Source organism: Agrobacterium sp. CCNWLW32 (assembly GCF_037083425.1).
Taxonomy (GTDB): domain Bacteria; phylum Pseudomonadota; class Alphaproteobacteria; order Rhizobiales; family Rhizobiaceae; genus Agrobacterium; species Agrobacterium radiobacter.
The window spans coordinates 666,862-687,667 of the sequence record NZ_JBAOJM010000002.1 but is presented as its reverse complement, the minus strand read 5'-3'; the positions used below and the strand labels follow the sequence as shown (position 1 = coordinate 687,667).

Annotated in this window: 18 protein-coding genes; 5 read left to right on the top strand and 13 right to left on the bottom strand. The window is 60.4% G+C overall.

From position 1 onward, the window contains the following. The first annotated feature begins 18 nt into the window (after positions 1 to 18). Together V6R85_RS07250 and V6R85_RS07245 are read left to right on the top strand one after the other, a co-directional pair. A complete protein-coding gene (locus V6R85_RS07250) occupies positions 19 to 786 on the top strand; it encodes a molybdopterin-synthase adenylyltransferase MoeB (protein ID WP_087743139.1) in 768 nt (255 codons plus the stop codon). Beyond that, the gene (locus V6R85_RS07245) at positions 783 to 1,259 is read left to right on the top strand and encodes a GNAT family N-acetyltransferase (protein WP_003507152.1); all 477 of its coding nucleotides are present in this window, start codon (positions 783 to 785) and stop codon (positions 1,257 to 1,259) included. The genes V6R85_RS07250 and V6R85_RS07245 overlap by 4 nt, the downstream gene beginning before the upstream one ends. A 64-nt stretch (positions 1,260 to 1,323) precedes the next feature. Here V6R85_RS07245 and V6R85_RS07240 read toward each other — a convergent pair whose 3' ends face one another. Both V6R85_RS07240 and V6R85_RS07235 read right to left on the bottom strand, forming a co-directional pair. Beyond that, the gene (locus V6R85_RS07240; RefSeq protein WP_111833799.1) at positions 1,324 to 2,013 is read right to left on the bottom strand and encodes a hypothetical protein; all 690 of its coding nucleotides are present in this window, start codon (positions 2,011 to 2,013) and stop codon (positions 1,324 to 1,326) included. Between the two features lie 45 nt (positions 2,014 to 2,058). Beyond that, entirely contained in the window at positions 2,059 to 3,063 is a 1,005-nt protein-coding gene (locus V6R85_RS07235; RefSeq protein ID WP_111833798.1) for a 2-hydroxyacid dehydrogenase, read from the bottom strand. Positions 3,064 to 3,237: 174 nt separating this feature from the next. Between V6R85_RS07235 and V6R85_RS07230 the strand changes: the two genes are divergently transcribed. Beyond that, positions 3,238 to 3,777, top strand: coding sequence for an SH3 domain-containing protein (locus V6R85_RS07230; RefSeq protein ID WP_003507156.1), 540 nt, complete (start codon positions 3,238 to 3,240; stop codon positions 3,775 to 3,777). On the opposite strand, the gene V6R85_RS07225 is transcribed toward V6R85_RS07230, so the two are convergent. Beyond that, a complete protein-coding gene (locus V6R85_RS07225) occupies positions 3,770 to 4,762 on the bottom strand; it encodes an adenosine kinase (RefSeq protein WP_003507158.1) in 993 nt (330 codons plus the stop codon). The genes V6R85_RS07230 and V6R85_RS07225 overlap by 8 nt on opposite strands. Before the next feature lie 482 nt (positions 4,763 to 5,244). Here V6R85_RS07225 and V6R85_RS07220 point away from each other — a divergent pair, with 482 nt between their 5' ends. After that, the gene (locus V6R85_RS07220; RefSeq protein WP_003507159.1) at positions 5,245 to 6,189 is read left to right on the top strand and encodes an AEC family transporter; all 945 of its coding nucleotides are present in this window, start codon (positions 5,245 to 5,247) and stop codon (positions 6,187 to 6,189) included. A gap of 17 nt (positions 6,190 to 6,206) precedes the next feature. On the opposite strand, the gene V6R85_RS07215 is transcribed toward V6R85_RS07220, so the two are convergent. From V6R85_RS07215 to rimP, 9 genes are all read right to left on the bottom strand, one after another. Further along, entirely contained in the window at positions 6,207 to 7,223 is a 1,017-nt protein-coding gene (locus V6R85_RS07215; protein WP_020812795.1) for a class I SAM-dependent methyltransferase, read from the bottom strand. A gap of 75 nt (positions 7,224 to 7,298) precedes the next feature. Continuing rightward, positions 7,299 to 9,446 (bottom strand): polyribonucleotide nucleotidyltransferase, encoded by a 2,148-nt coding sequence (gene pnp / locus V6R85_RS07210; protein ID WP_111781444.1) that lies wholly within the window; start codon positions 9,444 to 9,446, stop codon positions 7,299 to 7,301. A gap of 279 nt (positions 9,447 to 9,725) precedes the next feature. After that, the gene (gene rpsO, locus V6R85_RS07205; protein WP_003492949.1) at positions 9,726 to 9,995 is read right to left on the bottom strand and encodes a 30S ribosomal protein S15; all 270 of its coding nucleotides are present in this window, start codon (positions 9,993 to 9,995) and stop codon (positions 9,726 to 9,728) included. Between the two features lie 163 nt (positions 9,996 to 10,158). Further along, complete coding sequence (truB, locus tag V6R85_RS07200; RefSeq protein WP_003507165.1) at positions 10,159 to 11,106, bottom strand: tRNA pseudouridine(55) synthase TruB; 948 nt, start codon at positions 11,104 to 11,106, stop codon at positions 10,159 to 10,161. 3 nt (positions 11,107 to 11,109) lie between these two features. Continuing rightward, positions 11,110 to 11,526, bottom strand: coding sequence for a 30S ribosome-binding factor RbfA (gene rbfA, locus V6R85_RS07195; protein WP_003507167.1), 417 nt, complete (start codon positions 11,524 to 11,526; stop codon positions 11,110 to 11,112). A 75-nt stretch (positions 11,527 to 11,601) separates the two neighbouring features. Beyond that, entirely contained in the window at positions 11,602 to 14,349 is a 2,748-nt protein-coding gene (infB, locus tag V6R85_RS07190; RefSeq protein ID WP_111833797.1) for a translation initiation factor IF-2, read from the bottom strand. A gap of 102 nt (positions 14,350 to 14,451) precedes the next feature. Continuing rightward, positions 14,452 to 15,153, bottom strand: coding sequence for an RNA-binding protein (locus V6R85_RS07185; RefSeq protein WP_003507171.1), 702 nt, complete (start codon positions 15,151 to 15,153; stop codon positions 14,452 to 14,454). Further along, complete coding sequence (nusA, locus tag V6R85_RS07180; protein WP_003507172.1) at positions 15,150 to 16,766, bottom strand: transcription termination factor NusA; 1,617 nt, start codon at positions 16,764 to 16,766, stop codon at positions 15,150 to 15,152. The genes V6R85_RS07185 and nusA overlap by 4 nt, the downstream gene beginning before the upstream one ends. A gap of 64 nt (positions 16,767 to 16,830) precedes the next feature. Then, positions 16,831 to 17,427 (bottom strand): ribosome maturation factor RimP, encoded by a 597-nt coding sequence (rimP, locus tag V6R85_RS07175; RefSeq protein WP_111791706.1) that lies wholly within the window; start codon positions 17,425 to 17,427, stop codon positions 16,831 to 16,833. Between the two features lie 287 nt (positions 17,428 to 17,714). Between rimP and V6R85_RS07170 the strand changes: the two genes are divergently transcribed. Further along, complete coding sequence (locus V6R85_RS07170; RefSeq protein ID WP_060722713.1) at positions 17,715 to 19,343, top strand: MFS transporter; 1,629 nt, start codon at positions 17,715 to 17,717, stop codon at positions 19,341 to 19,343. Between the two features lie 165 nt (positions 19,344 to 19,508). On the opposite strand, the gene V6R85_RS07165 is transcribed toward V6R85_RS07170, so the two are convergent. Beyond that, a complete protein-coding gene (locus V6R85_RS07165) occupies positions 19,509 to 20,774 on the bottom strand; it encodes a lytic murein transglycosylase (RefSeq protein ID WP_111833796.1) in 1,266 nt (421 codons plus the stop codon). Positions 20,775 to 20,806 lie beyond the last annotated feature (32 nt).

Here is a 20,806-nt window from a genome sequence, read left to right as displayed (position 1 = left end):
AGAGAGATGGAGTGCGACATGGACCCGCTGAGCCCGGAAGAAATCGAACGCTACAAGCGTCACATCCTGCTGCCGGAAATCGGCGGCGCCGGACAGCAGCGGCTGAAGGCGGCGCGCGTACTGGTGATCGGAGCGGGCGGTCTTGGTGCGCCCGTGCTTCATTATCTTGCCGCCGCCGGTGTCGGCACGCTCGGCATGATCGATGACGATGTGGTTTCCCTCTCCAACCTCCAGCGACAGGTGATCCACGATACTGGCACGATTGGGGAGCTGAAAACGGAAAGCGCCCGCAAGGCCATCGCCCGTCTCAACCCGTATGTCCGTACTCTTGTTTATGAGGAACGCTTTTCGCAGGTCTGGGCGCATGACCATCTGCAACCCTTCGATCTCCTTATCGACGGCTCGGACAATTTCGATACGCGTTATACCGCCGCCGATGCGGCGGAGGCTGCCAGGAGACCGCTGGTAACGGGTGCTGTCGGCCGTTTTGACGGCTCGGTGACGGTGCTGAAACCCTACGAGACAAATGCCGAGGGCATTCTGCTGCCCGGCTATCGTGACCTGTTTCCCGAGCCGCCTCCGCAGGGGCTTATTCCCAATTGCGCGGAAACAGGTATTGTCGGCGCGCTGACCGGGGTTATCGGCACGCTTATGGCCATGGAGGCGATCAAGGTGATCACCGGTGCCGGCGAACCGCTGATCGGCCGCCTGCTCCTCTATGATGCCCTGTCTGCCCGTTTCGAAACCGTGCGATACAAGCGGCGGGCAACGGGAGGGAAGCCGTGACCGAGATTATCGAGATCGGAGAGGACTTCGATCGCTGGCAGGAATTGCTGGCGCTCATCATGTCGTCCTTCGCCTATATGGACGGCGTCATCGATCCACCGTCCTCGGCCCATCGCCTGACGCTGGATAATCTCTCCGAAAAGGCGAGGGCGGAAATTGCTTTCGTTGCGGTGGACGAAGGCGAACTGTTGGGCTGCCTGTTCTGCCGGCCGGAGCCACCCGCCTGTCTTTACGTCGGAAAGCTGTGCGTCTCACCCCAGGCGCAGGGAAAGGGCATAGGCAAGATGCTGCTGCAGAGGTCCGAAGCGTTGGCGCGCGAATTGGCGCTGCCGGCGCTGCGGCTGGAAACCCGCATCGAGCTGATCACCAATCACGCCAGATTCGCCGCCTGGGGTTTCGTCAAGACTGCTGAAAACGCCCATGCCGGTTACGATCGCACGACCTCGATCGAGATGACCAAGGTCCTCGGCTGAAATCGTCTTCAGCCGATCCGGCTGCGTAAAGTCCGGAGTTATCTTCCCTGGCCGATCACAGAGCCTATTGCAAAAGGCCGGATTGCACCATCTGGGAGAGAAAGACCGAGGAGACGCGGTCAATGCCGGTCTGCGACTGGTTTTCTGCCGATCCGACCCGCCACACAGCTTTCTCCGGCCCGCTGAAGAGCTGGATTTCCGTGCTGACCTTGTGGGTGAGAGGAGCCGCCTTTGTCGCTTCCACCATCTGCTTCATCAGTCTTGCGGACGGCATGCGCGTTCTGTCGCCGATCTCGTCTGCATTTGCACTGGCCTTCAGCCGCTGGAAGGCTGGCGCGACATCCGGCAGAGAGCAGTTCATCCTGATTTGCGCCACAACAACACCCGTGGGCGTTTGTGCACCGATACGTGCGGGCTCCGCCTTACAACGCACCCGTTTCGTACTCGCCACCCAGAGCTTTGCGAATTGCTCCGATTGTTCGTTCGTTGTCCCCTTGGGTGAATGCATGCCTCTGTTTTTGCGTTGCCAGGCGACCGGGTCTGCAACCAGTTCCATATCCGTGTAGCGCGGGCTGCTACCCGAGAATCCCCATTCCTTGTTCAAACGAGACATGCTGGCGCGATCAAAATTCAGCCAGGCGCGATAATAGAGTTCCGCAGTCTCTTCAGGGGAGGGCGAAGCGGCCTGGGCCGAACCGCCGACCAGCATGAGCAGGATGGAGATCACCGTTAAGAACTTCGCCTGGATACCCATTGAACTTTCCCTCCCTATGATCGAACGACGGTGGCCTGAGCCGGCTCAGTTCCGCCCCGGCAGCACCCGGTTCGGGGGACGGTGGCCGTCGAACAGCGTGCGGATGTTGATGATGACCTTGTCGCCCATTTCGATGCGGCCTTCGATCGTCGCAGAACCCATGTGCGGAAGCAGCACGACCTTACCTTCCTTGGCGAGCTTGATGAGCTTGGGGTTCACCGCAGGCTCGTTCTCATAGACGTCAAGACCGGCGCCGGCGATCTTGCCTTCGCGCAGGCACTGGATCATCGCCGCCTCATCGATGATATCGCCGCGCGCAGTATTGACGATGTAGCTGGTCGGCTGCATCAGCGCGAGCCGCCGCGCCGAAATCAGATGATAAGTTGCAGGCGTCGAGGGGCAATTGACGGAAACGATATCCACCCGCGCCAGCATCTGGTCGAGGCTGTCCCAATAGGTCGCCTCAAGCTCCGCCTCGGTGGCCGGATTGACGCGCTTGCGGTTATGATAATGAATGGAAAGCCCGAAGGCCTTGGCGCGGCGTGCAACCGCCGTTCCGATGCGGCCCATGCCAACAATACCGATGCGCTTGCCGGAAATACGCCGCCCCAGCATCCAAGTCGGTGACCAGCCAAGCCATTCATCTGCGCCATTGGCGAGCACGCGTGTGCCCTCGATCATGCGGCGCGGCACGGCCAGCACCAGCGCCATGGTGATATCGGCGCTGTCCTCGGTCAGCACATTGGGTGTGTTGGTGACGGTAATGCCCTTGCGGGCTGCGGCATCGACATCCACATGGTCGATACCGTTGGAAAAGCTGGCGATCAGCTTCAGCTGCGGCCCCGCCTGATCGATCATCGCGGCGGTGATGCGGTCAGTGACGGTCGGCACCAGCACATCCACTCGCTGCATGGCGGCGACAAGCTCCGCTTCGCGGCGCGGCGTATCGTCGATATTCAGCTCGGCATCGAAGAGTTCGCGCATTCTGGTTTCGACGACGTCTGGCAATTTGCGGGTGATATAGACTGTCGGTCTCTTCTTGTGGGTCATCGTTTGCCGCTGCCTTGTTCAGAAGTCATTAACCAGAAAGAGCGATAATTTCTTTCAATCAGGGCGTTTCTACCAGACCCACCGGCGAAGACAAATAAAACTCGCTGAAGCTTGAGGCATGTGGAAACGAGCCTCCTTAAATATCATCCGGTTTGCAGAAGGCGGGAAACGGAAATGGGCATACGCAGTGTGGTTTCTATCGTTTGCATTGCATTGTCTCTGGGCCTTCTCGGTGCGGCCGGCGAAGCCATGGCGCAGGGTGCCGCAAAAGGCGCAAGCGGTCTGCCGCTGCCGCGTTTTGTCAGCCTGAAATCAAAGCGCGTCAATATGCGCATCGGCCCGAGCACGGATTATGCCGTGTCATGGATGTATTTGAAATCGGGAATGCCCGTCGAAATCATCCAGGAATATGAAAACTGGCGGCGTATCCGCGATGCCGACGGCACGGAAGGCTGGGTCAATCAGGCCCTGCTGTCAGGTGAGCGCACGGCCGTTGCGGCTCCGTGGATGCGTGGCAAGGGCAAGGAAGTCTTTGTGAACATGCGCCGCGAAGCGCAGTCGGGCGCTTCCGTTGTTGCACGGCTTGAGCCGGGCGTCGTCTTCAGGATCGGCGAATGCAATGGCGACTGGTGCCGCGCCGAGGCCGGTCAGGCCTCGGGCTGGGTTTCGCAGGGCGAAATCTGGGGTGCTTACCCGGGCGAAGCCTTTAAATAAGGCCGTGTTTTTCGCCAAGCGCCTTCAACGATGACATGGGGCGCGGGCCGATCTGTTGAATGACGGCGGCAGCCGCAAGGCAGCCGAGCTTGCCGCAATCTTCGAGCGACCGGTCCTGCGTATAACCGAACAGGAATCCGGCGGCGAAAAGATCGCCCGCACCCGTCGTGTCGACCACGTCATGCACCGGATAGGCCTCTACCTTCACACGCTCCGTGCCGCGCAGAATGACGGCGCCTTCCTCGCTCATCGTCACCGCCGCGATCTTGCAGTCGGCCGCGATTTTGGTCAGCGCCAGTTCGAAATCGTCGGTTTCGTAGAGCGACAGCGCTTCCTGCTTGTTGGCGAAAACGATGTCCACCGTGCCGGAGCGCATCAGGTCGAGAAACTCTTCGCGGTAGCGGCCGACGCAGAAGCTGTCGGAAAGCGTCATGGAGACTTCGCGGCCGTTTTCATGCGCAATGCGGGCGCATTCGCGGATGGCGTCCTTGGCGCGCGGCGGGTCCCACAGGTAACCCTCGAAGTAGGTGACTTTCGTATCCGCCACCACATCATCTTCGACATCTTCCGGACCGAGATCGACGCAGGCGCCGAGATAGGTGTTCATCGAGCGCTCGCCGTCTTCGGTCACGAAGATCATGGAGCGGGCGGTCGGCGGGAAGGTGCCTTCCGGTTTCGTTTCGAAATAGACACCCTGGGCGCGGATATCGTGCTGGAAGATTTCTCCGAGCTGGTCTTCCGCCACCTTGCCGAAATAGGCGGCCTTACCGCCGAAATTCGCTACGCCTGCTGCCGTGTTGCCAGCGCTGCCGCCGGAGGCTTCAAGAGCCGGCCCCATAAGCGAATAAAGCAGCTCGGCGCGTTCCGCGTCGATGAGGTTCATCGCACCTTTGGTAATGGCATTGTCGTTGAGAAAGCGATCATCGCAGCGGGAGATAATGTCGACGATGGCATTGCCGACAGTCAGTACGTCGAATTTCGTCATAGGCCCTATCCGTTTCGCACGGGGTGTGCATATTTTTCGAAAGGTCTTAAACATTTCTCGCGGCAAGAAAAGCCCAAAGAGAAAATATGCGGTTCTCAGGATGGGGCGAAAACGCGTCATCTGCCTGTAATGTGGTTAAGCTATTCCTTCTACCAGAGCAAAAGGTGTGTGAACGCGTACCGGAATGGAAGACATGATGGTCTTCTGGCTCAACCGTTATCTCCGCCACGGATGTACTGGCGGTATATAACGGACATAAAAGGCGGGGGTGACCCCGCTTTTTCTTTTTGGAGAACGCCCGCCCATGGCACCACGTGGCCACTAAGGGCGTTTCCGCCCAAGCGCCTCACCACGTTCTTCCCCTTCACGGCATACCTCATCGGACGAAAACGCGGAGCGAAAGCGTATTCGTGATTCCATTCCCGCTGAAAAGGCTCTAAAGCGGAGTATCTCCCCGCAAAAGCCGCGAAAGCTTTCCCTCCATGTCTGCCGTTGCCGCGAATGTCGCCCCGATTTTCATTCTCATCCTGATCGGTTGGCTCACCGTCAAGGCCGGTCTGTTCAGGGCCGATGCCGGCGATATCCTCAGCGACTTTGTGTTCAAGATTGCTGTGCCGACCTTGATCTTCCGCACGCTTGCCGAAGCGAATTTTCACGGTGCTTCGCCTTTCCGACTGTGGATCACCTATTTCGCCGGCGTAGCCGTCACCTGGACGGTTGGGCATATCGTCACCCGTTATGTCTTCAAGCAGGATGTCCGCATCGCCGTCATTGCCGGCATTTCCTCGGCCTTTGCGAACAATATCTTCATCGGCCTACCGCTGGTCGGGCGGTCCGTGGGGGATGAGGGGCTGGTCGCTCTCTCCATCCTGCTCGCCATCCATCTGCCTGTGATGATGATCGCCGGCACGATCCTGATGGAAAATGCTACTCATAAGGCGGTCGGCGGTGAAAAGCGCAGCATGGCTGCGGTGTTCAAGCAGGTAGGCCGCAATCTCATTACCAATCCGCTGGTGATTGGGCTTGTCATCGGGCTTTCGACCAATGTTTCCGGTGTAGCGCTGACGCCCATTCTGAAAACCGTGGTTGATCAGATCGCGTCCATGGCGGGGCCGGCGGCGCTTATTTCGCTCGGCATGGCGCTGACCAAATACACCATCCGCGGCAATATGGGCATTGCCGTCACCATGACGGTGTTCAAGCTGCTGCTGCTGCCCGCCTGCGTTTGGGCAATGGGTCATGCGCTCGGTCTTAGCCGGGAATGGACCGCGGCGCTCGTGCTTACCTCGTCGGTGCCGACTGGGGTGAATGCCTGGCTTATCGCCAACCGCTTCGGCATCGGCCACAGCGTTGCCGCCTCCACCATCAGCATTTCCACAGCGACCGGTGTTCTTTCCGTGTCGCTATGGGCATGGCTGTTGAGCTGATTATTCTGCTGCGTTGATTACTTCTGGGCGCTCAGAATCTTGAAGCGGGCGTTGCGGCACACTTCAGTGCTGGTGCGAAACTCAGCCGCGAGCACTGGCTCGTAGGGCATGCCGCGATTGGCGACCATCAGCAGCTTGCCGCCGCTGCGTAGTGCGCCGGCGGCAGCCTTGATGAAGGCCTGACCGAGGGCAGGTTCTGCTGCCTGTCCCGCCGCATGGAAAGGCGGGTTCATGATGATAAGGTCGTATTTTTCCTTCGGCGGCTCGTTTGCCAGATCCTGCCAGAAGAAACGCGCCGTCAGTCGCGGATTGTTTTCGAGAAGATTGGTCTTTGCAAATTCCAGCGCGTTCCAGTCTGCTTCAAACAGATCGATACGGGCCGTGCGCGGCGATTTCTCGGCCAGCATGACTGAGAGATAACCCCAGCCCGCGCCGAAATCGGCGGCGTTGCCGTCAAAATCGGTCGGCAGGCGCGATGCGAGCAGTTCTGAGCCATCATCCACGCGGTCATGCGAGAACATGCCGGGCAGGGCGGTGAAACGGCCTTCCACCGTCGCCGGTTTCTGGGCGAGTTTCGACACGGCAGATGCAATATCGTCCGGACGTTTGAACCAGAGGGCGACGCCGTGATATTTCGGTGTCGATTCCGCCTCGATGCCAAGCTTCGCCAGCGTCTTGCGCAGTGTCACGATACCGTCTTCCTTCGATCCGGCCGCGACGATCAGGCCGCCGGCCTTCACGCGCGAAAGTGCTTCGGCGACGCGGTTTTCGTTTTCGCCACGGTGCTTGCCGCACAGCAAAAGCGCCGCATCGTAGTCCTCGCCCGAAACATCCGGGGTGACTTCTGCGCCCTGAGCCTGCAAGGCCCGGTAGAGCGGCCGGAGATGTTGAACCGCGACGATCTCGGCGTCGAAACCATCAAGGCGCGGACCGGCCTCAGCTCCCAGAAACAGAACGCGCTCGCCCTCTTTCGGCATAGGAAGCATTTCCGAGGCAAAGGGGTGGAAAAGGGTTTTCACAGCGTCACGGCTCATGGGAGCATCCTCAAGGTAGAATAGAAAAAAGGCGCGGGCAAAACCCGCGCCTCGATAGGGTCTGGCGGCGCTGCCTTATTCGGCAGCGGCTTCGCCGTCTTCCTTCTTCTTGTCGGCAGCGATTTCCTGGCCGGTGGCCTGGTCGACAACCTTCATGGACAGGCGAACCTTGCCACGCTCGTCGAAGCCCATCAGCTTGACCCAGACCTTGTCGCCTTCCTTGACGACGTCGGAGGTCTTGGCGACACGCTCGGAAGCGAGCTGCGAGATGTGAACGAGGCCGTCACGGGCGCCGAAGAAGTTGACGAAAGCGCCGAAGTCAGCGGTCTTGACAACAGTGCCTTCGTAGATCTGGCCGACTTCCGGTTCCGCAACGATCGAGTGGATCCACTTGCGGGCCGCTTCGATTTCCTTGCCGGAAGAAGAGGCGATCTTGACGGTGCCGTCGTCTTCGATGTTGATCTTCGCGCCGGTCTTTTCGACGATTTCGCGAATGACCTTGCCGCCGGAACCGATGACTTCACGGATCTTGTCGACCGGAATGTTCATCACTTCGATGCGCGGTGCGAATTCGCCGAGCTGGCCGCGGCTTTCGGTGATGGCGTTGGCCATTTCACCGAGGATGTGCTTGCGGCCACCCTGTGCCTGCTCCAGAGCGATCTTCATGATCTCTTCGGTGATACCGGCGATCTTGATGTCCATCTGCAGCGAGGTGATGCCGTCGGCGGTGCCGGCGACCTTGAAGTCCATGTCGCCGAGGTGATCTTCGTCACCCAGGATGTCGGAGAGGACCGCAAAGCGCTCGCCCTCGAGGATCAGGCCCATGGCGATACCGGCAACCGGCTTTGCCAGCGGAACGCCGGCGTCCATCAGTGCAAGCGAGGTGCCGCAGACCGTTGCCATCGACGAGGAGCCGTTGGACTCGGTGATTTCGGAAACGACGCGCAGCGTATAGGGGAACTGTTCCGCAGTCGGCAGCATCGGACGGATAGCGCGCCATGCGAGCTTGCCGTGACCGATTTCGCGACGGCCCGGGGAGCCCATGCGACCTGTTTCACCGACCGAGTAGGGCGGGAAGTTGTAATGCAGCAGGAAGCGTTCCTTGTACATGCCGGTGAGGCTATCGACATACTGTTCGTCTTCGCCGGTGCCGAGCGTCGCAACGACGATCGCCTGGGTTTCACCGCGGGTGAACAGCGCCGAACCGTGGGTACGCGGCAGCAGGCCGACTTCCGAAACGATCGGACGAACGGTCGACAGGTCGCGGCCGTCGATGCGGCTCTTGGTGTCGAGAACGTTCCAGCGAACGATCTTCGCCTGAAGGTGCTTGAAGACAGCGCCGATTTCTTCCGGCGTGTACTTCGCTTCGCCTTCTTCCGGCAGGAAGTGCGCCTTGACCTTCGCCTTCACGGCGTCGACGGCGGCGTAACGCGCAGCCTTTTCAGTGATCTTGTAGGCGTCGCGCAGTTCGGCTTCGGCGAGCGCCAGCATTTCGTTTTCGAGCGCGGAGAAGTCTTCCGGTTCGAATTCGCGTGGTTCCTTGGCGGCAACTTCGGCGAGCTTGATGATCGCGTCGATAACCGGCTGGAAGCCGCGATGACCGAACATGACGGCGCCGAGCATGATTTCTTCGTTGAGTTCCTTGGCCTCGGACTCAACCATCAAAACAGCGTCCTGCGTACCGGCAACGACGAGGTCGAGAACAGACTCGTCCATTTCGTCCAGATGCGGGTTAAGAACATACTCACCGTTGATGTAGCCAACGCGCGCGCCGCCAACCGGGCCCATGAAGGGAACGCCAGAGAGCGTAAGCGCTGCGGAAGCCGCAACCATCGACAGAACGTCCGGGTTGTTTTCCAGATCGTGCTGGATGACGGTGACGACAACCTGCGTGTCGTTCTTGTAGCCTTCCGGGAAGAGCGGGCGGATCGGACGGTCGATCAGGCGGGAAACGAGAGTTTCGTTTTCGCTCGGACGGCCTTCGCGCTTGAAGTAGCCGCCGGGGATCTTGCCGGCCGCGTAGGTCTTTTCCTGGTAGTTGACGGTCAGCGGGAAGAAGTCCTGGCCGGGCTTCGGAGACTTTGCGGAAACCACTGTCGCGAGAACCATCGTCTCGCCGTAGGTTGCGATGACGGCGCCGTCAGCCTGACGGGCAACCTTGCCGGTCTCGAGCTTCAGCGGGCGGCCTGCCCATTCGATTTCCACGGAGTGTTGATTGAACATATCTTGTCCTTGGTTGTGGCTGCCGCTCCAGCATCGTGCCGGCGGTGGCAACGCGGTGACTCAATCACGGGCAAGACAGCGGGAGGCTTTCGACAAGCAAGCATCCGGCAATCCTGCCCCATGACAGGTCTGCGGTTGAAAAGGCGACACCGGCCCATCCGGGTCTACCTTATCGTCCGGGGGCCACATCTGCGGCAAACGCCCGGAAATTCATATAGCCTTTGAAAGGCCGGATATAAAAACCGGCGGGCATCGTTGCGAAACCCGCCGGAGAAGTTATTAGCGGCGAATGCCGAGAGCACCGATCAGCTTGCTGTAACGGGCTTCGTCCTTCTTCTTCAGATAGTCGAGAAGCGAACGACGGCTCGAAACCAGCGTCAGAAGGCCACGACGGGAGTGGTTGTCCTTCTTGTGGTCCTTGAAGTGACCGGTCAGGTTGTTGATCCGCTCGGTCAGGATAGCGACCTGAACTTCCGGAGAACCGGTGTCACCTTCCTTCGTGGCATATTCCTTGATGAGGGCGGCTTTGCGCTCTGCAGTAATCGACATCGGACGATCCTTTCTGTTTTAAGGAAAAATGGGACGCCTTGAGCCGGGATGTCGTCCAGCTCAGGCCATTCAGCAGCATAGGCAAAGCCCAAGCTGGCGCTGCCTATAAACTATTCCGGGTGCGATGGAAAGAGGCGATTGATTCCTGCCCGCGCTGCCCGGCTCAGCCGAAAACCCGCTTCGGCCGGAACTCGCCTTCACCGATCTCGCCGATAGCGACAAGCTTGCCATGCGCGGTGGCATAGGCTTCCGGATGGTTGGCCGGTGCATCACGCCCGCGAAGCAGGATGGGGTTGCCCATCTTCAGCCGGTGCGCCTGGTCGTCGTTGATGATGAGGCGGGGAAGGGCGGAAAGCGCCTCGGCCGTATCGATCAGGAAGGCGTCCAGCGCCTCCAGCCGTTCGTCGCGGTCCTCCACGGCCTCCAGTGCCGTCAGGGTTTCGAGCGGCACCATCATGTCTTCGCCGAAGGGAGCGACCATGGTGCGGCGCAGTTCCGAAATATGGCCGAAACAGCCGAGATCGCGGCCCATATCGCGCGCCAGCGCCCGCACATAGGTGCCCTTGCCGCATTCCACTTCGAAATGGGCCGTATTGGCGTCCGGGCAGGCAAGCAGCGTCAGGCGATGGATTTCGACCTCGCGTGCGGGGATTTCCACCGTTTCGCCTTCGCGCGCCAGATCATAGGCGCGCTCGCCAGCGATCTTGATGGCCGAAAATTGCGGCGGCGTCTGCAGGATCACGCCGGTATAGTTGGGCAGAATATCGCGGATCGCCTGTTCGTCCGGGCGCTGCTCGGAGGAATCGAGCACCTCGCCTTCCAGATCGTCGGTCGTGCGCTGCTCACCCCAGGTGACGGTAAATTCGTAGATTTTCCGGCCGTCCATGACGTAAGGCACGGTTTTGGTAGCGTCGCCAAGCGCGATCGGCAGCATGCCGGAAGCGAGCGGATCGAGCGTGCCGGCATGGCCCGCCTTCTGGGCATTGAACAGCCACTTGATCTTGGAAACGGCCTCGGTGGAGCCGAAATCGAGCGGTTTGTCGAGGATGAGCCAACCGGAAATCGGGCGGCCCTTGGGTTTGCGGTTCTGCTGTTTGCGTGGTTTGGACATGCTTCAGTTCTGTTCGTCGTCTTTTTCGTTTGAAGGTCCAAGATCGCGCTGCACTTCGGGCGAGCGCAGAAGGGCGTCGATCTTCTGGTAATTGTCGAAACTCGTATCGTCGCGGAAACGCAGTTCCGGCATGTATTTCATCTGCCGCAGCTGCGGGCCGAGGCGGCCGCGCATGAACTTGGCATGGCGGTTGAGCGCCGTGATGATGTCGGTGTGATCGGCAACGCCAAGCGGCGTCACATAGGCGGTCGCGATCTTCAGATCGGGCGACATGCGCACTTCCGAGATGGAAATGACGGTGCCTTCGATCAGATCGTCGCGGACTTCACCGCGCTGGAGAATCTGGGTCAGGGCGGCGCGCACCTGTTCGCCAACACGCAGCATGCGTTGCGAAGGGGCCGATGATGTAGCTTTTGCCATTGGTTATGCCTCAAACGGAGCGAGCGCCGGTAAGCCGGCGCCCGACAGTAAATTCCTGTTTTGCGGCGAGAACGCTTAGAGCGTTCTCGTGATGTGTTCGACGCGGAAGCACTCGATGGTGTCGCCGGCGCGGATGTCTTCGTAGTTTTCGAATGCCATACCGCACTCCTGACCAACAGGCACTTCGTTGACTTCGTCCTTGAAGCGCTTGAGGGTCTTGAGCTTGCCTTCGTGGATAACGACGTTGTCGCGCACCAGACGCACACCCGCACCACGTTCCACCTTGCCCTCGACGACGCGGCAACCCGCGACCTTGCCGACCTTGGTGATGTTAAACACCTCGAGAATTTCGGCATTGCCGAGGAAGGTCTCGCGACGTTCCGGCGAAAGCAGACCTGACATCGCCGCCTTCACGTCATCCACCAGATCGTAGATGATGTTGTAGTAGCGGATTTCGATACCGGCGCGTTCGGACGCCGTACGTGCCTGTGCGTTGGCGCGAACGTTGAAGCCGATGATCGCGGCGTTCGATGCCTCGGCAAGCGAGATATCCGATTCCGTGATGGCACCAGCACCAGAGTGAACGACACGAGCGCGGACTTCGTCTGTGCCGAGCTTGTCGAGCGAAGCGATAATGGCTTCGACCGAACCCTGCACGTCCGCCTTGATGACCAGCGGGAATTCCTTCAATCCCGAAGTCTGCAACTGGCTCATCATCTGTTCCAGCGAACCGCGCTGGCCGGTCTGACGGGCGACAGCCTTGTCGCGGGCCAGACGCTGGCGGTACTCGGAAATCTCGCGGGCGCGGCTTTCGTTTTCGACGACCGCGAAACGGTCACCGGCCGAAGGCGTGCCGGAAAGGCCGAGAATCTCGACCGGCATTGCCGGACCGGCTTCCTTGACGTGTTCGCCCTTGTCGTTGACGAGTGCGCGCACACGGCCCCACTGGTCGCCGGCAACGATGATCTGGCCGGGCTTCAGTGTGCCCTTCTGCACGAGAACGGTCGCAACGGCACCGCGTCCACGGTCCAGCTCGGCCTCGATGACCGTGCCTTCTGCGGTGCGGTTCGGATCCGCCTTCAGATCGAGGATTTCGGCCTGAAGCAGGATCGCCTCGAGCAGCTTGTCGAGGTTGAGCTTGTTCTTGGCCGAAACTTCGACATCAAGAACTTCACCACCCATCGATTCCACGAAAACTTCGTGTTGCAACAGCTGCTGGCGCACCTTTTCCGGGTTTGCCTCGTGCTTGTCGATCTTGTTGATCGCAACGACGATCGGAACACCGGCAGCCTTGGCATGGTTGATGGACTCGATCGTCTGCGGCATCACACTGTCATCAGCGGCGACAACCAGCACTGCAATGTCGGTTGCCTGCGCGCCACGGGCACGCATGGCCGTAAAGGCGGCGTGGCCGGGAGTGTCGATGAAGGTGATCTTCTGACCGTTCTTTTCGACCTGGTAGGCGCCGATATGCTGGGTGATGCCACCGGCTTCGCCAGCGACCACGTTTGCCTGACGAATGGCGTCGAGCAGCGAGGTTTTGCCGTGGTCGACGTGACCCATGATCGTCACGACCGGCGGACGGGAAACCATCTCGCCTGCGTCGTCGGCCTGGTTGAAGATACCTTCTTCAACGTCGGATTCGGAAACGCGCTTGACGGTATGGCCGAATTCGACCGCGATCAGTTCCGCCAGATCGGCGTCGATCACGTCGCCCGGCTTCATCATCTGGCCTTCCTTCATCAGGAACTTGATGACGTCGACGGCGCGTTCGGACATGCGCTGCGACAGTTCCTGAATGGTAATGGTCTCAGGCAGGATCACTTCGCGCATGACCTTTTCACGGGTTTCCTGCATCTGGCTGCGGCGGAATTTTTCCTGGCGGCGGCGCATGGATGCCATGGAACGGCCACGCGGCGTTCCGTCTTCATCCAGATTGGACGAGGTAACGGTCAGCTTGCCGCGACGGCGTTCTTCTTCCGTCTTCAGGCGGGCAGCGGGCTTGGCCGGAACCGGAGCCGCGACCTTGCCGCGAGCCGGAAGGCTGCTACCGCGGCGCGCGCTACGATCGTCCTCGTCGTCACCACCGGTACGACGTCCGCGCGGAGCGACGGCGTCAGGCGTGGCAGGAGCAGAACGGGGAGCGGCGGCTGCAGGCTGAGGACGGGCGTCGGCTCGTGGCGCAGGTGCTGCGGCCGCAGCCGGCGTTTCATCGGCCGGTTCGGATTTTGCTTCAGTGGCAGGCTGGCTTGCAGCCACCTTTGCAGCCGCTGCCTCTTCGACGGCGCGGCGTGCCGCCTCTTCCTTTTCGGCTGCGATGCGCTGTTCTTCCTCGACCTTGCGGCGCGCTTCATCTTCCGCGCGCTGCTTGGCTTCCACCACGTCACGAGCCTGCGCTTCCATCAGCGCGCGGCGACGGGCTTCCATCTCGCCTGCTGAAAGGTCGTGCAGAACATTGCCGCGCGGTCGGTCAGGCTGGCGCTGCTGGGGTGCGGACGAGCCTGGACGCTGCTGCGACTGGGAAGAGCCCGGACGCTGCTGCTGGCCGCTTGGCTGGTGAATACGCTGCTGGGGAGCCTGCGGACGCGGTGCCGAAGGCGCAGGGGCTGCTACCACCGGCCTTGGTGCTGCCGCAACAGGCTGAACCGGCTTCTCGTCTTCGGGACGCAGGGGGCGGCGCTTGCGTGTTTCCACGACAACCGCGTTTGTGCGACCTCGACCCATGTCCTGCCGCACGGTGCCCTGATTCATCCCGCCCGGTTTCAGGGTAAGAGTCTTCTTGGCCGGCGCATTGAGTGTCTTGTCGTCGTTGTTGTCGGTCATTCCGTTCCCGTTCCTTCGGACGAGAACCGGATGACGTTCATCAGGTCTCGTCGTTCAATTGCTGCATCGGAACGCGGCGACCGTTCATGTCGGGCAACCGCGTCATTGTTCTGTCCGGGCAGCGTCGCGTTCCGCCTGAGATCGACCGCCAAGGCGGTACTGCTCAAGCATCGTTGCGCGCTTCACTACACCTTCACCCGCCTGCCCTGCAAGCGCGCAGGCATGGATAAAAGCATTCTGGCCCATCAACTCGTCCATTTCGGCTTCGCTAAAGAGCCGGAAGGACGGAATTTCATTGCCGGCATCGCTGCCGAGCGCCCAGGCCTTGCGGGCCTGGTCCAGTTTTCTCACGCCATCGGCCGCAGCATCGGTCGCGTGGAATACGGCGATCGCGTTCCCGGACCGGACGGCGGCATCGACCTTCGTCGCGCCACTGATGAACTGGCCCGCCTTGCGCGCCATGTTCATCATACCAGCCACATGCTGCGCCATCAGCCGGTCGAGAATAGCAAGAAGCTCGGGTCCGGCCTTGACGTCACGTTTGAGCGCCCGCGCGAAGAGCTTCTTCGCGATGGCCTTCTCGATCAGGGCGCGCTCGGGTGTTACCCAGCAACCGCGCCCCGGCAATTGGCGTTTCAGATCCGGCACGACGCTGCCGTCCGGGCCTGCGACGAAGCGGATCAGCTCATCCGGCGATCCGCTTTGCCGTGTCACAATGCACATACGTCCATTGACGTCGCCTTTGAGCCGCCCGTCGTCATCCGTTTCGGGCAGCTCGTCCGGCTCATGCGCCTGCGATGTCATTCCTGTTCGGCGGTATCCGCCTCCTCGGCAGCTTCCGCATCGGCTTCCTCTTCAGAAGCGAGCTCTTCGGCGGTGATCCAGCCTGCCAGAAGGCGGGCCTGCACCACCATGTTCTCGGCTTCGACGCGCGAAACGTCGAGCTTGGAGAAGATGCCTTCGAACTTCTTCGTCTCGCCGTCCTTGCGCTCGCTCCAGCCGACCAGGTCGTCTGCGGCACAGCCGGCAAAGTCCTCGATGGTCTTGATGCCTTCTTCACCGAGGGCGACCATCATCTGCGAGGTCAGGCCGTCGATCTGGCGCAGTTCGTCGGAAACGCCGAGTTCCTTGCGCTTGGCGTCCATTTCGGCTTCCAGGCGCTCCAGATATTCGCGGGCGCGGGTCTGGATTTCATCGGCGGTGTCTTCGTCGAAGCCGTCGATCGACGAAATTTCGTCGAGATCGACATAGGCCAGTTCTTCAACCTGCGCGAAGCCTTCCGAAGCCAGAACCTGACCGACCATTTCGTCGACATCGAGGGCTTCCATGAAGAGGGCCGTACGCTCGTTGAATTCCTTCTGACGGCGCTCGGATTCTTCCTGCTCGGTCATGATGTCGATATCCCAGCCGGTCAGCTGCGATGCCAGACGCACGTTCTGGCCACGGCGGCCGATGGCGAGCGACAGCTGCTCATCCGGAACAACCACTTCGATGCGCTCGGACTCTTCATCCAGAACGACCTTGGCGACTTCTGCCGGCTGCAGGGCGTTGACGATGAAGGATGCCGGCTCCTGGCTCCACGGAATGATGTCGATCTTTTCGCCCTGGAGTTCGCCGACGACGGCCTGAACGCGCGAACCGCGCATACCGACGCAGGCGCCGACGGGATCGATCGACGAGTCGTTCGAAATGACGGCGATCTTGGCGCGCGAACCGGGGTCACGGGCAACCGACTTGATCTGGATGATGCCGTCGTAGATCTCAGGAACTTCCATGGTGAACAGCTTCACCATGAACTGCGGATGGGTACGCGACAGGAAAATCTGCGGGCCGCGCTGTTCGCGGCGAACGTCGTAAACGTAAGCGCGCACGCGATCGCCGTAACGCATGTTTTCACGCGGGATCATCTCGTCACGACGGATGATGCCTTCGCCACGGCCGAGATCGACGATGACATTGCCATATTCGACGCGCTTGACGGTGCCGTTGACGATTTCGCCGATACGGTCCTTGAATTCGTCATACTGGCGGTCACGCTCGGCTTCGCGCACCTTCTGCACAATCACCTGCTTGGCGGACTGGGCGGCGATACGGCCAAAATCCATCGGCGGCAGCGGGTCGGCGATGAAGTCGCCGAGCTTGGCGTCCGGATTGCGGTCGCGGGCCAACTCAAGCGGGATCTGGGTCGAATAGTCCTCGGCCGCTTCGACAACTTCGAGAAGACGCTGCAGGCGGATTTCGCCGGTCTTGGAGTTGATGTCGGCGCGGATGTTGGTTTCCGAACCATAGCGCGAGCGGGCGGCTTTCTGGATAGCGTCGGCCATTGCGGCAAGCACGATTTCGCGGTCGATGACCTTTTCGCGCGCCACAGCATCGGCGATCTGCAGAAGCTCAAGCCGGTTAGCACTCACTGCCATTTTTCTATCTCCGTAAGTCGCATAATTGCGTTGATCGCCCGTTTTTTCGGGCTTTACGTTGGAATTAGTCTTCGTCTGCTTCGTTTTCGTCGTTCTGGTTTGCGGCGGCGGCCTTGGCGGCCTTGTCTGCCCGCAGCGCATCACGAATAAGGTCGTCCGTCAGAATGAGCTTCGCATCGGAAAGCGCGCTGAACGGAATGATGACTGTCGGCTCTTCGCCGTAGGCGATCTGGTCGCGTTCCAGCTTGAAGCCGTCAGCATTAACCTCAACGATCTTGCCGCGAAACCGCTTGCGGTTCTCGACCAGAATGGAGGTCTCGACCTTCACCAGATGGCCCTGCCAGCGGGTGAAATCCGATTTGCGAACCATCGGCCGGTCGATGCCGGGCGAGGAAACTTCGAGATGATACGCTTTATCGACCGGATCTTCCACATCAAGAACCGGTGAAATCGCCATCGAAATGGCTTCGCAGTCCTGAACGGTCATGGTTCCGTCTTCGCGCTCGGCCATCACCTGCAGCGTCATGCCGTTCTGGTTGGAGAGCCGCACGCGCACCAGAAGATAGCCCATGCCCGTCAGAACAGGTTCGATGATCTCGGCAATGCGCTGGTCGATGCCTGTTTCGGTAATCAGTCGCGGTTCTTGTGCGGTCTCTGCCATCTGGCCTTCCGGTCTTTGATTTTCACCGGGCTTTCTGCCCGTGGTTTCCGGTTCGCCTAACGAAAAAGAGCGGAGCCTTGCGGCCCCACTCTTCATCAAGCGATCAAGAATTTCAGGGGTCATATAGACCCATCGGGGCAGGATTGCAAGGTTTTAGCGGGCTCCTCCGCTTCGGTCGCCGCCTTCGCCACATTTTCACCCTTACCTTGTCGGAAAGGCTGGCATGATTACCGGCACTGTCTATAGTTGCCGTTTGACAAATCGCAGTTGCATCAAGTGGACAGAGCGTGCCTGACCGTAAATCGCCACTCGCGCCTTTAAGGCATTTGACTTACAGACGAATCTGGGTCGCGAGCCTTGCCTCGAATTTCGGCGGACTGATCCAGGCGGTGGGCGCCGCATGGATGATGACGTCGCTCTCAAGTTCGGAAAACATGATCGCTCTGGTGCAGGCCTCCACCTCTTTGCCGATCATGCTGTTCTCACTGATTTCAGGCGCGTTGGCCGATAGTTTCGACCGCCGCCGCATCATGATTTCGGCGCAGCTGCTGATGCTGACGGCCTCTGTGCTGCTCACGGTTTTTGCCTGGTCCGGCTGGCTCACGCCCTGGCTTCTGCTCTTCTTCACCTTCATGATCGGCTGCGGCACGGCGCTCAACAATCCGTCCTGGCAGGCATCGGTCGGCGAAATGGTGCCGCGCGAGGACTTGCCCGCCGCCGTGACGCTGAACAGCGTCGGCTTCAACATCACCCGCAGCGTCGGCCCGGCCATCGGTGGTATCATCGTCGCCGCCGCCGGTGCTGCCGCGGCGTTTTTCGTGAATGCGCTGAGCTATTTCACCCTGATCTACGCCCTGTTTCGCTGGCAGCCGCCCAAATATGCCTCGACATTGCCGCGCGAGCAGCTTCTGGCCGCCATTTCGGCCGGCATGCGTTATGTGGCGATGTCGCCCAATATCGGCAAGGTGTTGGTGCGCGGTTTCCTTTTCGGCCTTTCCGCCAGCGCCATCCTGGCGCTGATGCCCATCGTCGCCCGCGATCTGGTCGAGGGCGGTCCGCTGACCTACGGCGTCATGCTCGGCGCATTCGGTGTCGGCGCGATAGCCGGCGCGCTGGTCAGTGCGAGACTGCGTGAGGTCCTGTCCAGCGAATGGATCGTGCGCGTCGCCTTTTTAGGCTTCGCTTTCAGCTCTGGCGTGACGGCGGTGAGCACGAGCGCGATCATCACCTCGCTTGTCCTGACGGTTGCCGGCGCCTGCTGGGTTCTGGCGCTGTCGCTCTTCAACACCATCGTCCAGCTTTCCACGCCGCGCTGGGTGGTGGGTCGGGCACTGTCGCTTTACCAGACGCTGACCTTCGGCGGCATTGCGGTCGGCAGCTGGCTGTGGGGTGAGTTGGCGGAAGACTACGGCATTTCCTATTCGCTTCTCTGTTCCTGCGTGCTGATGCTGCTCGGCGTCGTCGTCGGCCTCAAGCTCGCAATGCCGGCCTTCGCCTCGCTCAATCTCGATCCGCTCAACCGTTTCGTCGAACCGCCGCTGAGACTGGACATCAAGCCGCGCAGCGGCCCCATCGCCATTCTCATCGACTATGAAATCCATGACGAGGACCTCGGCGAATTCCTGCCGCTGATGGCCGAGCGCCGCCGTATCCGCCTGCGCGACGGCGCGCGCAACTGGAACCTGATGCGCGATCTCGAAAACCCCGACATCTGGACGGAAAGCTACCATGTGCCGACATGGGTGGAATATGTCCGCCACAACCACCGCCGCACCCAGGCGGATGCGGAAGCCTGGGACCGGCTGCTTGAGCTTCACCGGGGCAAGACGCGGCCGCGGGTACACCGGATGATCGAGCGGCAGACCATCCCGCCGACCGACGATATCTTTCACAAGCCGCATACCGATCAGCACTGAAAGACGATGCGCTGGGAGAGTGGCGGCGGCTTTTACCCCACACGCGCCGTCATCCTCGGGCCTGTCCCGAGGATCCAATCACCTGTCGTTAAATCAATCGGTTGCAGATGCTCGGGAAAGGCCCGAGCATGACGGAAGAGAGGTTTGTGCTTCGCCAGCAACCTGCTATTTCAGCTTCGCCTTCAACGTCGAATCGGGAAAGCAGGTGGGGGCCAAGCCGTTTTTCGCCTGCCAGTCGCCGAGCGAGCGGCGCGTCTTGAAGCCCGCCAGCCCATCGGCCTTGCCGACATCATAACCCTTGGTGACCAGCGCCTTTTGCATGGCGAGAACGTCGGAGCGCAGCATCGACCCGACATTGCCCCATTCACCCTTGAACGGTCCTGCGCCATGGGTGATGCGGTCGGCGAGATTGCCGATGAAGAGCGCGTAGAGATCGGAATTGTTATATTCCTTGATGACGTAAAAATTCGGCGTCACCACGAATTCCGGCCCGTGCCGCCCGGCCGGCACCAGCATCATGCCGTCGGCTGATAGGTCGTTGGCTGGAAAGGCTTTTCCGGAAATGCGGGTAATGCCCATATTCGCCCAGTCGGCCACCGGCCGGGCAAGATCAGGGCCCTCCTGCGCGCAGGAGACATTGGCGGGGATAGAGACTTCAAAACCCCAGTCACGATTGCGCTGCCAGCCGCGCTGGGAAAGATAGTTTGCTATGGATGCCAGCGCATCCGGCACTGAGTTCCAGATATCGCGGTGGCCGTCGCCATCGAAATCCACGGCATATTTGAGATAGCTCGACGGCATGAATTGCGGCTGGCCGAGGGCGCCGGCCCAGGAACCCATCATGCGCGAAGCCGCGATATCGCCGCTTTCGACGATCTTCAGCGCATCGATCAGCTCGGCGCGGAACATCTCCTTGCGGGTCGACATATAGGCTTTTGTGGCGAGTACATCGACCACGGAATGCGGCAGTTTTGCTCGGCCGAACCCGGATTCGCGACCCCAGATCGCAACGACGATATCACCCGGCACACCGTATTTCGCCTCGATTCTGCGCAGCGTCGCCGCATGGGTGGCTGCAAGCGAACGGCCGGTGCTGGCCAGCCCCTGCAGCCGCTTTTCGGAGAAATAGGCGCCGGGTGAGGAAAATTCCGCCTGGCTCTGGCTCTGCTCCTTTGGCGGCTTCTGGCCGGGAATGACGAGATCGGGCAGGTTCCAGCTGATGGAGAGACCATTGAGCGTGGCTTCAAGCGTCTTTTGCGAAATGCCGGCCTTGCGGGCCTCCGGCCAGATTTCCTTTTTCAGCCAGACATTAAATTCAGCGTCATATCGGGCTGCCGCTGCTCCTGTCGGTGCCGACTGCGCTAGAGCTGTCGTTGCTGAAAAAACGGAAAGAAGTGCAGCCAGTGCCTTCGGGGCAAAATGGTTTCGCATTGGGTCTCCTCTTTGAATGACGGGGAGGGAGG

Excerpts from the sequence above, each read along its gene's own strand:
- V6R85_RS07250 (WP_087743139.1), top strand. The coding sequence starts at position 19 with ATGGACCCGCTGAGCCCGGAAGAAATCGAACGCTACAAGCGTCACATC.
- V6R85_RS07240 (WP_111833799.1), bottom strand. The coding sequence starts at position 2,013 with ATGGGTATCCAGGCGAAGTTCTTAACGGTGATCTCCATCCTGCTCATG.
- V6R85_RS07235 (WP_111833798.1), bottom strand. The coding sequence starts at position 3,063 with ATGACCCACAAGAAGAGACCGACAGTCTATATCACCCGCAAATTGCCA.
- V6R85_RS07230 (WP_003507156.1), top strand. The coding sequence starts at position 3,238 with ATGGGCATACGCAGTGTGGTTTCTATCGTTTGCATTGCATTGTCTCTG.
- V6R85_RS07225 (WP_003507158.1), bottom strand. The coding sequence starts at position 4,762 with ATGACGAAATTCGACGTACTGACTGTCGGCAATGCCATCGTCGACATT.
- V6R85_RS07220 (WP_003507159.1), top strand. The coding sequence starts at position 5,245 with ATGTCTGCCGTTGCCGCGAATGTCGCCCCGATTTTCATTCTCATCCTG.
- V6R85_RS07215 (WP_020812795.1), bottom strand. The coding sequence starts at position 7,223 with ATGAGCCGTGACGCTGTGAAAACCCTTTTCCACCCCTTTGCCTCGGAA.
- pnp (WP_111781444.1), bottom strand. The coding sequence starts at position 9,446 with ATGTTCAATCAACACTCCGTGGAAATCGAATGGGCAGGCCGCCCGCTG.
- rpsO (WP_003492949.1), bottom strand. The coding sequence starts at position 9,995 with ATGTCGATTACTGCAGAGCGCAAAGCCGCCCTCATCAAGGAATATGCC.
- truB (WP_003507165.1), bottom strand. The coding sequence starts at position 11,106 with ATGTCCAAACCACGCAAACAGCAGAACCGCAAACCCAAGGGCCGCCCG.
- rbfA (WP_003507167.1), bottom strand. The coding sequence starts at position 11,526 with ATGGCAAAAGCTACATCATCGGCCCCTTCGCAACGCATGCTGCGTGTT.
- infB (WP_111833797.1), bottom strand. The coding sequence starts at position 14,349 with ATGACCGACAACAACGACGACAAGACACTCAATGCGCCGGCCAAGAAG.
- V6R85_RS07185 (WP_003507171.1), bottom strand. The coding sequence starts at position 15,153 with ATGACATCGCAGGCGCATGAGCCGGACGAGCTGCCCGAAACGGATGAC.
- nusA (WP_003507172.1), bottom strand. The coding sequence starts at position 16,766 with ATGGCAGTGAGTGCTAACCGGCTTGAGCTTCTGCAGATCGCCGATGCT.
- rimP (WP_111791706.1), bottom strand. The coding sequence starts at position 17,427 with ATGGCAGAGACCGCACAAGAACCGCGACTGATTACCGAAACAGGCATC.
- V6R85_RS07165 (WP_111833796.1), bottom strand. The coding sequence starts at position 20,774 with ATGCGAAACCATTTTGCCCCGAAGGCACTGGCTGCACTTCTTTCCGTT.